A 14,004-nucleotide genomic window follows, 5' to 3' on the forward strand; every position below is an offset into this window, starting at 1 on the left:
CCCCACAATGGCGATAAATCGCCTAATAGCGTAACGCCGCCGCATACCAGCGGCGGCGTTACGCATAAGCGGGGAAAGCATAATTACGAGTGCGGCTAACGCCTGGATTTCTCCGCTCCGCTCGCTATGCTCGCTTCGGTCGAAATGATGGGAGGGGAAATAAGATAATAAATAAGAGATAAAAGATAATAGTTGAGGAAGTTTTGCGTAAAGCAAAACTTGATTAGATATATATATAGAAGTAAAGCCAAATTCCCATCATTCCGAGCCTGTCGATTGAGCGGCGAACCGCCGCAGGACAGGGCGGCAGTTACCACCCCCATCATTTCGAGCTTGCCGATTGAGCCGGCGAACCGCCGCAGAAAAGTAGAGCCTAACAGCCGCAGAGTGACGCGGCAATAATCACCCCAACAACAAAACCAATCTACAAGGTAGGTGAAACATGAAAAAATATCTTAAACTCATGGCGGTTGTTTCCGCCGCAACAATGCTTACGGCAAGTTTAGCCGCATGCGGCGGCGATACGCCGCCCGCGCCGCCCGCGCACACGCATACGTACAGCGCGGAGTGGACGCAGGGCGAGACGACGCACTGGCACGGCAGCACATGCGAGCACGTGGGCTTAAAGAGCGACGAGGCGGCGCACGTCGATAGCGACGATAACGGCAAGTGCGATGTTTGCGATTACGGTATGCGCGTGGATTACGGTAAGCTGATAATTTCCGATATACTTAATTTGGAAGTGGGCAAGTCGCGCGCCGTCAATCCGCGGTTTACTGTTGCGCAGTATGCGGGCGCGGTGTCGTACAGCTTTTCAAGCGACGCAATTACTATCGTCGACAACACCGTTACCGCTATCAAATCGGGCGCGACGGTAAGCGTTACTGCTACAACCGCGCATCATAGCAAAACGTTTAAAGTGACGACGATTGCGACTTCGACCGTTGTCGATTACGGGACGGTTTACGCGTTTATCGGCTATGCGCCGTCGCCGATTGCGGCGAATTTCGATTTTGCGGTCAATCCCGAATTGTCAATAAAATTTACTTACGACAAAAGCAAAATCGTTATCGACGAACAGAATTTAACCGTTCGAGCGTTGCAAGCGGGCTCGTTTATCGTGGAAGTCGAAGCGGGCGAAGTCAAGGGCAAGTTTACGGTGAACGCCGCAACGTCGTCGCGCGAGGATTACAGTATACGCGATAACAATAATGCTAACTATGCCAAAAACGATCGTTTAAACGATTGGAACACAAAAGGCACTGCGGGCAAATCCACGCTGTTTATCGGCGATTCGTTCTTTGACCTGCGCTATGATTTTTGGTCGAACTTCTATTCCGACCTTGCGGGCAAGGACGCTGTAAACGGCGGTATCAGCGGCACGGTCGCGCAGGAGTGGGAGGGCGGATATTACGACGTGTATTTGAGCAAGACCGCGCCTAAAAACCTTGTTATCAATCTCGGCACAAACAACCTCGGTTCGGGCGAAAACGTCGAAACCGCATTTATAAACTTGCAACGCATGATGTTGTTTTTCCACTCTTGCGACAACCTTAAAGACACGCAGATTTATTGGTTTACTGTCGCGCCGCGCGGCGATATAAATAAGTCCAACGAAATAGTCGCTTTAAACAAGAAAATGACCAAGTGGTGCGCCGCGCTCGACTGGGTCACATGCGTGCCCGTTTATGATTTGTTGGACATAAAAACGCATTTAAAATCAGACAAACTCCACCCGCTTGCCTCGACGTATACGAGTATATATCTGCCTCAACTCGCCGCGGCGGGAATACGGTATTAAGATAATAAATAAAAGATAAAAGATAAGAGATAATAGTTACGGAAGGCTTGCGCTATGCGCAAGCCTTGATTTTTATATATAGAAAAGATATGCTTATACACCCATCATTCCGAGCCTGCCGATTGAGCGGCGACCCGCCGCAGAGGTGCCAAGTCATTACACTTATCGCATTAACGTAACGCATTTATTCGGGTGTAAACTCAATAAACGGTCAAAGCCCACACACGAAAGAAATCCAAGCTGTGCTTGGTGCGGCTAACGCCTGGATTTCTCCGCTTCGCTCGCTATGCTCGCTTCGGTCGAAATGATGGGAGGGGGTAGTAAAGTCTAATCCCCATCATTCCGAGCTTGTCGAGGAATCTAGGCGAACCGCCGCAGGACAGGGCGGCAGTTACCACCCCCATCATTCCGAGCTTGCCGATTGAGCGGCGAACCGCCGCAAGGTGGTGCAGTCGGATAATATATGCAAGTCGCATACAATATCTGAAACAAAGCGCGGGGAATTGCATATATTAAACGGGAAATAAATTTGCGCGGGGAGAGAAAAACATGTGCACTGCGGCTAAATATTTATCGGGCGATTTTTATTTCGGGCGAACGCTCGACAACGGCTGTTCTTACAACGAGGAAGTTATTATCACGCCGCGCCGCAGGCGGTTTGCGTATCGCGACGCGGGTTGCGTTCAGGCGCACTATGCAATGATAGGCGTGGGGTGCGTGCGCGACGGTTATCCGCTGTATTACGACGGAATTAACGAGCGCGGTTTGGCTATGGCGGGGCTTAATTTCGTCGGGTATGCGGTGTACAACAATCCCGTCGCGGGCAAGGACAATATCGCGCAGTTCGAGTTTATTCCGTGGATACTGGGCGGGTGCGGCACTGTCGCCGACGCGCGTCGCGCGCTTGCGCGTATCAATATCACGGGCGCGGCGTTCGACAGTCAAATGCCCGCGGCGCAGCTGCACTGGATAATAGCCGACCGCAACGAAACGATAGTAGTCGAGAGCACTGCGGCGGGGTTTAACGTTTACGACAACCCCGTCGGCGTTTTGACCAACAACCCGACGTTTCCCGAACAGCAGTTCAACCTTAATAACTATATGGGGCTGTCGCCCAAACCGCCTGCCAATAAGTTCTCCGATAAGCTCGAACTTAAAACGTACTGTTTGGGCATGGGCGCGCTGGGCATGCCGGGGGATTTGTCGTCGCAGTCGCGGTTCGTTCGCGCCGCGTTCACCGCGCTCAACTCGCCGTGCTGTGAAACCGACGTCGAGAGCGTCGGACAGTTTTTTCATATCCTCGGTTCCGTCGAACAGACCAAGGGCAGTTGCGCACTGGACGGCGGCGGTTACGAAACGACCTTGTACACTTCGTGCATGAACGCGACGCGCGGCGTGCTGTACTACACTTGTTACGATAACCGTCAAATCACCGCCGTGGATATGCACAAAGTCAACCTTGACGGCACTATGATAATCCGCTATCCGTTTATTCACGGCGAACGTATTTTTGCGCAGAATTGATTTTTTGCGCGGTGTTTTGAGGGCGGTTTAATTGCCGCACTTGTGATTATGCTTTACTGTTCTGCGGCGGTTCGCCTTGATTTCTCCGCTACGCGCGCAAGCGCGCTTCGGTCGAAATGATGGGAGGAACGGCGGGGACGCTTCGGACGAAATGATGGGGGAAAAGACACATGCGCCATGGTATAATATATAGAAAAGAAATGCTTATACCCTCATCATTCCGAGCTTGTCGAGGAATCAAGGCGAACCGCCGCAAAGAGGGGTAGCATAACACTACTCTCTTTTTCCAAACGCTTGCAAAAAGGTCGGACTTGTGCTATAATCGGGACATGAAAGCAGTCGTATCGGTTATAGGAAAAGACAGGACGGGGATTATCGCCGCCGTCGCGGGCGCGCTCGCCGAGCGCGATATAAATATCGAGGACATATCGCAGACGATCATGCAAAATAATTTTGTCATGATCATGCTCGTCGATGTGCAAAATTCGTCCGTGCCGCTGGACAAGCTGGGCGAGGATTTGCAAAAAGCCGCGGATAGTTTGGGCGTAACCGTGCACGTTCAGCACGAAGATTTGTTTAACGCCATGCACAGGGTATAGCCCGGCGCGACGTGTGCGACGCGTTTTTCACGCTATGCGTTTATAAAGGATTTTATGTTTACCGAAAACGAAATACTCGAAACTATAGACATGCTCGATAACAGGCACCTCGACGTGCGGACGGTCACTGCGTCGCTGTCGCTTTTGGACTGTATCGACGGCGACGGCAAAAAGTGCGCCGCCAAGGTTTACGACAAGATTATGCGCGTGTGCGCTCGGCTTGTGCCCGTGTGCGACAGCCTCGCGGCGCGGTACGGCGTTAAGATTGTCAATAAGCGCATTGCCGTTACGCCCGTGTCGGTTATCGGTTCTGCGAGCGGGGATTTTATCGGGCTTGCGCACGCGCTCGACCGCGCGGGCAAAAACCTCGGCGTGGACTTTGTCGGCGGTTATTCCGCGCTCGTGCAAAAGGGCGCGACTGCGCGCGAAAACGAATTTCTGGACACTATTCCGCAGGCGTTGTCCGAAACGGATATTGTGTGTTCGTCGGTCAACGTCGCGTCGAGCAAGACCGGCATAAATATGGACGCGGTCGGCAAGCTCGGTAAAATAATTAAAGACCTTGCGTATCGCACGCGCGAAATCAATTCGTTCGGGTGCGGCAAGCTCGTCGTGTTTTGCAACGCCGTGGACGATAATCCGTTTATGGCGGGCGCGTTTACGGGACTGTCCGAGGGCGAGTGCGCCATTAACGTCGGCGTGTCCGGTCCGGGAGTTGTCGAGTACGAAATTAAAAAACACCCCGATTACGACATCACGCAGATTTGCGAGCTTATAAAGCGCACCGCGTTTAAGATAACGCGGCTGGGCGCGCTTATCGGCACGGAAGCGGCGCGGGAGCTGGGGCTTGCCGCGGGCATTGTCGATCTGTCGCTCGCGCCCACGCCCGCAATCGGCGATTCGGTCGCGCGCATACTCGAAAGTATCGGGTTGTCCACGGTCGGTTCGTGCGGCACGACGGCGTGTCTTGCTCTACTCAACGACGCGGTCAAAAAGGGAGGGGTCATGGCGGCGAGCCGAGTGGGCGGTTTGTCGGGCGCGTTTATTCCCGTGTCAGAGGACGCGGGTATGATAGAGGCGGCGCGGAGCGGCGCGCTCAATTTGGAAAAGCTGGAAGCAATGACGGCGGTGTGCTCGGTCGGCTTGGACATGATAGCCGTTGCGGGCGACACGACTGCGGCGCAGTTGTCGGCAATGATAGCCGACGAGTGCGCTATCGGCATGATAAACAACAAGACCACCGCCGTGCGCGTGATACCCGTTTACGGCAAGACGGTCGGCGACGAAGTGAACTTCGGCGGGCTGTTCGGCACTGCGCCCGTCATGGCGGTAAACGGCGGCGCGCCCGACGTGTTCGTCAATCGCGGCGGCGTTATTCCTCCGCCCATACACGCCAACAAGAACTGAATTACATACGGCGGAATTTTAACCGACGATCGCAATACAATAAAATCAAAGAGGTGTTTTATGACAAGAAACGAAGTTGACAAAAAGTATAAGTGGAACTTGTCCGACATGGTCAAGAGCGCGGACGAGTTTGAAAAACTGTTCAAGGACGTGGAAACCGCGTTGCCCGCGCTCGCTTCGTACAAAGGCAAGCTCGGCGATCGCGCCGCCGCGCTCGAATTTTTCAAGCTGGACGGCGAGGTAGAGCGCAAGCTGGAACTTATTTATATTTGGTCGCACATGTATAAGGACGAGGACGCGAAGAACGGCGAGGCTATGAGCCTTGCCATGCGTACAGACGGGCTTGCGGCGCGGTGCGGCGAAACGGTCGCGTTTATAGACAGCGAACTTTCCGCGCTCGACAAAGCGACGCTCGACGCATATATCGCCGACCCCGATTTTGCCGAATACGATTTTTCGCTCAAAGAGGTGTTGCGCAGAAAAGCGCATATTCTTTCGGACAGGGAGGAGGCGCTCCTCGCCATGAGTTCGGACGCGCTTCGCACGACGACCAACGTCGCGCACATGCTGTTCGACGCCGATATGAAGTTCGAGCCGGTCGTCAAAGGCGGCAAAAAAATCGAGCTGAACAACAGTTCTTACGGCGAGCTTTTAGGCGACGAGAACCGCGAAGTGCGCAAGTCGGCGTTTAACAATCTTTACGACGGATATATCGCGCACATCAACACGCTTGCCGCCAACTATGCGGGCAGCGTCAAGGGCGACAACTTTGTCGCGCGCGCTCGCGGCTATAAAGACGGGCTGGAAATGTCCATGTTCGGCGACGGCGTGCCGTCGTCGGTGTATACCAACCTTATCGACGCGGTCAATAAGAACTTCGCGCCGTTGCACAGATACATTGCGTTGCGCAAAAAGTTGCTCGGCTTAAAGGAACAGCACATGTACGATTTGTATGTGCCCGTTATCGAAAACGCCGAAATGAAACTGCCTTACGAAGAGGCGTGTCAAACCGTGCTCACCGCGCTCGCGCCCATGGGCGACGAGTATGTCGGACTGTTAAAGCGCGCTATGACCGAGGGTTGGATAGACGTAATGCCGTCCGCCGGCAAGCGCGGCGGCGCATACAGCTGGTCGGCGTATTCCGCGCACCCTTACGTCCTGCTCAATTACACGCCGACGACCGAGGACATATTCACGCTCGCGCACGAGCTGGGGCATTGCCTGCACTCCTACTATTCGCAGAACGGTCAGCCGTTCTCCAAGTGGAATTATCAGATTTTCGTCGCCGAGGTCGCGTCCATTTGCAACGAAACGTTGCTCGACGAATATCTTATGAAAAACGTCAAGGACGTTAATATCAAAAAGTACCTGTTGAGCTTGCGGCTCAACCGCTTCCGCACGACGCTGTTCCGTCAAGCCATGTTCGCCGAGTTCGAGTACAACGCGCACAAAATGGACTTGGAGGGCAAGCCGCTCACCGTCGATAATCTTTCGGGCATGTACCTCGAACTCAATAAAAAGTATTACGGCGCGGACGTCGTGTCGGACGACAAGATAGCTTACGAGTGGTCGCGCATACCGCACTTCTACAATGCGTTCTATGTCTACAAATACTCGACGGGCATGACCGCCGCGACGAGCATTGCGCAGAATATCCTTAAAAATCCCGAATACGTCAACGTTTACAAAAACAAGTTCTTAAAGGCGGGCGGACACAAACTGCCTTACGACATACTGTGCGACGCGCAGGTCGATCTCGCAACCGTCAAGCCTTACGACGACGCGTTCGCGTTTTTCAACGCCGCGCTCGACGAACTGGAAGAGCTTTGCAAATGAGTTTTATAGCGCGGCTCAAAGGAATAAAGCGCATTGCCGCGCTTATTGCCGTTTGCGTCGTCGCCGTTGCGCTTACGGGTTGCGGCGCGAGCCTTACGTTTTACGACTACACCGAAAACGGCGTGCGCTACAACGAGTACGAACTGCGTATCGACGCAGACGTTGCGGCGAGCATGGACGATTCCGCCACCGCCGACGGCGACGGCAAGCCGTACACCGTGCAACGCTATTTTTACGAACTGTTTACGGGGTTCGGCTACGAACTTGTCGGCGCGGAACTTTCCAAAACGCAATACTCGGTGCGCTACCGCAAGCCGTTAATGGGCGAGTCCGATTTGTACAGGTACGGGCAGGAGGTTGTGTTCGTCACCGATTATACCGAAAACCCGTTCGTAAGAACGTACTTCGTCACCGCGCCCAATCCGTTCAACGGCGTGCGCAAGGCTTACGAGGCGATTGAGCCGTTGCAGTCCTCGACCATGCTCGAACGCATTAAGAACGGCGTGGTTGCGCGCGACGAATATAACGAGCTTGTAACGGTGTTCCCGTCGGTGCGCGACGCGTTTCCGTATCTCAAAGACGTCGACCCCGACGGGCTGTTGCTTAACTACTCGCGCGTAGGGTCGAAGCGCATGGAATCATCGGGCACGGTCGCGCGGACGGACGGCAAAAATTCGGAATACGTGTTTTCGCGGTACTTCGACGACGCGCAAACAACGGTTGACTTCGAGTATCGCCGACCCGTGCCTTACGGCTGGTATCTTACGGCGCTCGGCGCGGGCGCGGTCACGCTTGCCGTATTCCTAATAATCACGCGCGCCAAAAAAACAAAAACTACGTTGCTCGACCGCTTCCCGTACAATCCCGAGGAGTACAGGGATTACGACAACAATCTGCCGAGCAATCTTTACTGACCGAAAAGGAGCCGATATGCCCACCAAGAAAGACGAACGCGAAGAGTTTATAAAAAATCACCCGCACGTCGTTGCGCGCGAAACGCCCAACAGTTACGAAGCGGAAACCGCGTTGATAGGCGGCATGCTGATTGACGGACCGACCGCAACCAAGTACATGCCCCAGCTCACCGCGGACGATTTTTATACGCCCGCGCATAAAAGCATATTCGATGCGCTCAACGCGCTGTTCAATTCCGCGCGCCCTATCGACCTTGTCACTGTCGTGGGCGAGCTCGAAAAAAGCGGCACGCTGGAAATCAGCGGCGGCGTGGAATATCTATCGGGCGTGATCGCCGCCGTGCCGTCGGTCGCCAACTCCGAGTATTACTTCGATATTGTCAAAAAACACTCGCGCCTGCGTTCCATTATAGAAATTGCCAAGCGCATGGCGGACGAGGCGTATGCGCTCGATCCGGAAGATAACGCGCTCGCGCGCGCGGAAGCCGCGCTGTACGGTTTGGCGGAAAGCAATCGCCGCGGCAAGCCCGAAATTTTGTCGGGATTTGTCAAGACCGTCATGCAGGACCTAAAAGACAGATCGACTATGGACACCGTTTTCCGCGGCGTGCCGACGGGCTTCCCCAAGCTCGATATGATGTTGGGCGGCGGGTTTCAAAAAAGCGATTTGATAATACTTGCCGCGCGCCCCGGTCAGGGTAAGACCAGCTTTGCCATGAACTGCGCGGTCAACGCCGCGCGTCGCAAACGCCCCGACAACGGCAAGCATTACGCCGTCGCGGTGTTCTCGCTGGAAATGAGCGCCGTTCAGCTCGCCAAGCGCATACTGTGTTCGGTCGGCGATTACGACATGTCGCGCGCCAATCGCGCAATAGTCACCGAAACTGAGTGGGAAAGGCTGTACGCCGCGCGCGACGAGCTTACCCAAGCGAGTTTGTATATCGACGAATCGGGCAACATAACGCCCGCCGAAATTCTGTCCAAGTGCCGCGCGCTCAAACACTCGACGGGACTGGACTTTATAATGATAGACTACTTACAGCTCATGCAAAGCGGTAAGCGCACCGACAACTTCGTTCGCGAGGTCGCGGAAATCACGCGCGCAATCAAGCTCGCGGCAAAGGAACTGGACGTGCCTATACTGTTGCTTTCGCAGATGTCGAGAAGCATCGAACAGCGCAAGGGCGCGGATAAGGAATCCAAACTGTCCGACTTGCGCGATTCGGGCGCAATCGAGCAGGACGCGGATATTGTCTTGTTTATCGACCGCAAGGACGCACCCGCGGGCGACAACGGTGCGAGCGGCGCGTATTCCAAGCCCGCCGCGTCCGAAGTGTACTTGAACGTCGCCAAACACCGCAACGGCGAAACGGGCAACATCAAACTCATTTGGAACTCGCCGACCGTCACGTTTAAAGACCCCGACTACAAGGGCGAGCTCACTCCGCCCGCATACTATTCGGGACGCGACAGCGGATTCGAGGAGTCCGCGCCGCCGCCGCAGGATATGTACGGCGCGCCGACAGACGACGACGGCAACTTCGACGGCGACGATTTGTCGGGCGGCATGGACGCAGAGGACAGCGGACTAATATAATGAATAGTTAAAAGTGAATAGTTAAGGAAGGCTTGCGACAAATCGCAAGCCTTAATTTTATATTGTGCGGCTAAATACAGAAAAGAAATGCTTATACCGCCCATCATTTCGAGCCTGTCGAGAAATCAAGGCGAACCGCCGCATAGTAAATCGGCAATGATTATCTATCTATCCACCGAGCTATCAGCCTTAATCGACTTAAAGTAAGTAACCGTTATCACGGCGGCGATAATAATGGCAATGCCGTCGGCAATGGGGGCTGCCCACAGCACGCCGTCTATGCCCATGGAAAGCGGCAACGTCACGGCGAGCGGGATAAAAAACAAAACGTCGCGCAAGACCGAGGCGACGACGGCGCGGGCGGGCTTGCCCGCCGCTTGGAAAAACAGCGACGTCATTTTTACCGAGCAAGTAAACGTGACAAACATCAGGAATATGCGGAACGTCTTGACGGCAAAGTCTTTGTACAGTACCGGATCGGAGTATTTGGGCGCGCCGAATATGCCGACAACGGCGAGCGGCGCAAGCTCGAACAACAGCGTTGCGACCAGCCCTATCGCGACGGTGCACAGCAGAATATAAAGAAATAGCTTTTTGACGCGCGCGTAATTTTTTGCGCCGACGTTATAGCTTATAATAGGTTGACAGCCGAGCGCAATGCCGACGGTCAGATTGATAACCACCGTAAAAACCTTGTTCTCTATCGCGATAACCGCGAGCGGAATATCCTCGCCGTAAGCCGATTGCCCGCCGTACTTTTTGAGCATAACGTTACACACTACGGCAATCGCGACAATGGTCAACTGTGTGGCTAACGACGACAGTCCGAGCTTTACCGCTTCGCCGAACTTGCGCATGTCGGGCTTAAAACTGTCAATGCCGAAGTCGAAAGTTTTGGTTTTGCGCGCCATGTAAAATGCGCTAATCGCAAGCGACAGGGTTTGACCGATAACGGTTGCCCACGCCGCGCCCGCCATGCCCATGCCGAGCGCGAATATAAACACCGCGTCGAGAATAATGTTTGCAATCGCGCCGACGAGCAAAGACGACATCGCCCATGCGGGACTGCCGTCCGCGCGTATAATCCCGTTTATCATGTTCATAGCCATAAACACGGGCATAAACCCGAGCACTATATCGAAGTATTCGACGGCAAGATCGATAGTGTTTTCGGACGCGCCGAAAAAATACAGGAGCGGACGCTTTATCGGATAAAACACCGCAAGCATGCCCGCGCCGACAATTACTGTAAAAATTATGCCCGTGCCCATTGCGCGGTGCGCGCCGTCGGCTTCGTTCTTGCCCTGACAAATATTAAGGAACGCGGCGCACCCGTCGCCCAGCCACCACGCAAACGCCTGCGCAATTATAAATACGGGAAAAACCACGCCCGTCGCGGCGTTGCCGAGATCGCCTGCGACGCTGTGTCCTATAAATATCTGATCGACAATGTTGTACAGCGCGGATACGAGCAAGGACAGCACGCACGGCACCGAAAACTTAATCATCAGCTTAAACAGCTTGCCTTCGCCGAGTTCCGCATTGGTTTGTTCCATAAAAAATAAAAGCCTCCCGTTATTTAAAGCGGAGTCTTTTTCGACCGTTAGGTGTGAGTAAAAGCTACCTGAAAACTGCGTGCGCGGAAAACATGCCGCGCGGTTTTTTCGTATTATATCAAATGCCGCTCAAAATGTCAAAAACTTTTCAGGGTCATAAAATCCGACGCGCCCGAAAATTTTTGCGGTAAAATTTCAAACATGACAATATTGTGTCGTGTTTGTATGCTATAATATTACGGAAAACGCAGGCGGGTGATTTATGAGAACGGACAGACTGTTCGGCATAGTGCATTGTTTATTAAACGGCAAGACGACGACGTGCGAGCTTGCGGAGCGGTTCGGAGTGTCCAAGCGCACTATTCTGCGCGACCTCGAAACGCTGTCGCTCGCGGGTGTGCCCGTTTGCACAGCGTCGGGCAACGGCGGCGGCGTGTCCGTGCTCGACGGGTACGTGCTGGATAAAACCGCGCTGTCCGAGAGCGAGCGGGAGCAGATAGCTTGCGGGATAAAGATGTTTGCGCAGTTCGGAACGGACAGGCAGTCCGCGCAAAAACTCGCGGCGGTGTTTTCGAGAACGGACGCCGATTGGATAGACGTCGATTTTTCGGGCTGGGGCGCAAAGTTCGACAGCGACAAATTCGCCGCGCTCAAACATGCCGTAACGAACGGGCGCGCAATCCGATTCGAGTACGTCGGATCGAGCGGCGGGCGTGTGTGGCGCAGTGCGTATCCGCTGAAACTTGTGTACAAGAGCAAGGCGTGGTACGTGCAGGCGTATTGCTTGTTGCGCGGCGCGTATAGGACGTTTAAAATAAGCCGCATGTCCGAAGTGACGGTGTTGCCGCAAACTTTCGATCCGCGCGAATACAGTCCGCCGCCGATAGATATTGCGCAAAGCGATTGGCAAGCCGTAGATATTTGCGCGACGTTCGCGCGCGGCGTTGCGTACAGAGTGTTCGACGAGTTCGATGCAATCGAAATAACCGAGAACGCCGACGGGAGTTTGACCGTGCGAACAAGCATGCCGTACAACGATTATATAAGCGGATATTTAATGTCGTTCGGCGACGCGTTATTGGACTTGTCGCCCAAAGGTTTGCGCGACGAAATAACTTGCAAGTGCAAAATTCTGCTTGAAAATTTTTCAAAAGTGACATGACGCTGTCGCGCCGCGACGGTAGAATATAAAGGAGTTTTGAGTATGAACGGTTACGATAAAGATTGGTTCGCCGTCGATAGGATAGACGACGACACCTACATAATAAGCGAATATCGGCATTGGGAAGAAACGCACTGCTATTTGCTGATAGGCAAGGCGCGCGCGTTGCTTATAGATACGGGTTTGGGCATACGCAATATTGCCGAGGTCGTGGCAAGCCTTACCGACAAACCCGTCACGGCGATAGCGACGCACGCGCACTGGGATCATATCGGCGGGCATAGGTATTTCCCCGATTTCTATGTGCACGAATCGGAACTCGATTGGATCAACGGCAAGTTCCCGTTGCCGATAAACGTTGTGCGCGATATGGTCATGGATAGGTGCGACGCGCCAAATGATTTCGACGTTGCGAAGTACGAGTTGTTCAGCGGAACGCCGACAAAAGTCTTGCGTGGCGGCGAGGTTATCGACCTCGGCGGGCGGGCGGTGGAAGCGGTGCACACGGCAGGACACTCGCCGGGGCATATGTGTTTTTGGGAGCGCGACCGAGGGTATTTGTTTACGGGCGATTTGGTGTATAAAGATACGCTGTTCGCTTATTATCCGTCCACCGATCCGCAAGCATATTTGCAGTCGTTGCGAAAAGTATCGGAGCTGAATTGCAAAAGAGTTTTCCCCGCGCACCATACGCTCGATATACAGTCGGAAATAATTTTGCGTATGCGCGACGCATTGACCGACCTCGATAAAGCGGGTTTGTTAAAGCACGGGAGCGGAACGTTCGACTATGGCGATTGGGCAATACAATTGTAATTTATTATCGATAAAGGAGTAAACATAGGTGAAGTGAAATGAGCGACAAACAGAATATTTTGTACGTGATTTTGGATAAATGGGCGGACTGGGAGTATGCGTTTGCGGCGGGAGCCGTCGCGTACCTCGGCGAGGACAAGTACCGCAATATCGTAGTTTCGACCGATACGAATATTAAACAGTCGATGTGCGGGCTTCGGTGTTTGCCCGATTGCGATTTGGAGAATGTGCCGACGAAATACGCCGCTGTCGTATTGATAGGCGGCTTGTCGTGGCGGGGAGGCGACGCGGAAAAAGTAATGCCGCTTGTAAAACAATGTCTTGAAAAGGGCAAGCCGTTGGGCGCGATTTGCGACGCGTGTAGATTTTTGGCGGGCATGGGCGTACTAAATAACGTCAAGCATACGGGCAACGGCGCGAGCGAATTGAACGAGGCAGGCGACGGGTACAAAAATCCGCAAGGGTTTGTAGCCGAACAAGCGGTGCGCGACAAAGGTATAATCACAGCGAACGGCACGGCGGCGTTGGAGTTTGCGCGCGAATTGTGTTTGGAATTGGGCATAAACGAAAAACAGATCGAAACGTGGTACACATTTTATAAGCGCGGTTTTTTTGCCTCGGCATAAAAACAAATTTTACTAAAAAAAGATTGACAAGACAGCGGCAATATAGTATAATGTATCGGGTTTGACAAAGCCCGATACTTTTTTAATCGGCTTTGCAAACAAAAACAAAATCATGCTGTTATGGCTCAGTCGGTAGAGCACCACCTTGGTAAGGACGAGTGCTACA

11 protein-coding genes are annotated in these 14,004 nt (G+C 53.5%); 10 read left to right on the forward strand and 1 reads right to left on the reverse strand.

Annotation, left to right across the window (positions count from 1 at the left end; genetic code table 11):
• The first annotated feature begins 442 nt into the window (after positions 1–442).
• The 7 genes from NFR57_RS07425 to dnaB all read left to right on the forward strand — a co-directional run bounded on the left by NFR57_RS07425 (position 443) and on the right by dnaB (position 9,678).
• Positions 443–1,801 (forward strand): SGNH/GDSL hydrolase family protein, encoded by a 1,359-nt coding sequence (locus NFR57_RS07425; RefSeq protein ID WP_251183207.1) that lies wholly within the window; start codon positions 443–445, stop codon positions 1,799–1,801.
• Positions 1,802–2,350: 549 nt separating this feature from the next.
• Complete coding sequence (bsh, locus tag NFR57_RS07430) at positions 2,351–3,325, forward strand: choloylglycine hydrolase (protein ID WP_251183208.1); 975 nt, start codon at positions 2,351–2,353, stop codon at positions 3,323–3,325.
• A 329-nt stretch (positions 3,326–3,654) separates the two neighbouring features.
• Entirely contained in the window at positions 3,655–3,924 is a 270-nt protein-coding gene (locus tag NFR57_RS07435; protein ID WP_251183209.1) for an ACT domain-containing protein, read from the forward strand.
• A 54-nt stretch (positions 3,925–3,978) separates the two neighbouring features.
• Positions 3,979–5,331 carry a PFL family protein gene (locus tag NFR57_RS07440; RefSeq protein WP_251183210.1) on the forward strand — a complete coding sequence of 451 codons (1,353 nt, stop codon included), beginning with the start codon at positions 3,979–3,981 and terminating at the stop codon, positions 5,329–5,331.
• A gap of 60 nt (positions 5,332–5,391) precedes the next feature.
• Entirely contained in the window at positions 5,392–7,167 is a 1,776-nt protein-coding gene (pepF, locus tag NFR57_RS07445; protein WP_251183211.1) for an oligoendopeptidase F, read from the forward strand.
• A complete protein-coding gene (locus NFR57_RS07450) occupies positions 7,164–8,081 on the forward strand; it encodes a hypothetical protein (RefSeq protein WP_251183212.1) in 918 nt (305 codons plus the stop codon). Before pepF ends, NFR57_RS07450 begins: the two co-directional genes overlap by 4 nt.
• A gap of 16 nt (positions 8,082–8,097) precedes the next feature.
• Positions 8,098–9,678, forward strand: coding sequence for a replicative DNA helicase (gene dnaB / locus NFR57_RS07455; protein ID WP_251183213.1), 1,581 nt, complete (start codon positions 8,098–8,100; stop codon positions 9,676–9,678).
• A 164-nt stretch (positions 9,679–9,842) separates the two neighbouring features.
• Here dnaB and NFR57_RS07460 read toward each other — a convergent pair whose 3' ends face one another.
• A complete protein-coding gene (locus NFR57_RS07460) occupies positions 9,843–11,234 on the reverse strand; it encodes an MATE family efflux transporter (protein WP_251183214.1) in 1,392 nt (463 codons plus the stop codon).
• Positions 11,235–11,496: 262 nt separating this feature from the next.
• Here NFR57_RS07460 and NFR57_RS07465 point away from each other — a divergent pair, with 262 nt between their 5' ends.
• From NFR57_RS07465 to NFR57_RS07475, 3 genes are read left to right on the forward strand one after another with little or no spacing between them, the layout of a single operon-like run.
• Positions 11,497–12,396, forward strand: coding sequence for a helix-turn-helix transcriptional regulator (locus tag NFR57_RS07465; protein ID WP_251183215.1), 900 nt, complete (start codon positions 11,497–11,499; stop codon positions 12,394–12,396).
• Positions 12,397–12,438: 42 nt separating this feature from the next.
• A complete protein-coding gene (locus tag NFR57_RS07470; protein WP_251183216.1) occupies positions 12,439–13,212 on the forward strand; it encodes an MBL fold metallo-hydrolase in 774 nt (257 codons plus the stop codon).
• 38 nt (positions 13,213–13,250) lie between these two features.
• A complete protein-coding gene (locus NFR57_RS07475) occupies positions 13,251–13,838 on the forward strand; it encodes a DJ-1/PfpI family protein (RefSeq protein WP_251183217.1) in 588 nt (195 codons plus the stop codon).
• Positions 13,839–14,004 lie beyond the last annotated feature (166 nt).

The sequence above is a fragment of the Anaerocaecibacter muris genome (genome assembly GCF_943192945.1).
GTDB classification, from domain to species: Bacteria; Bacillota; Clostridia; order Christensenellales; family Pumilibacteraceae; genus Anaerocaecibacter; species Anaerocaecibacter muris.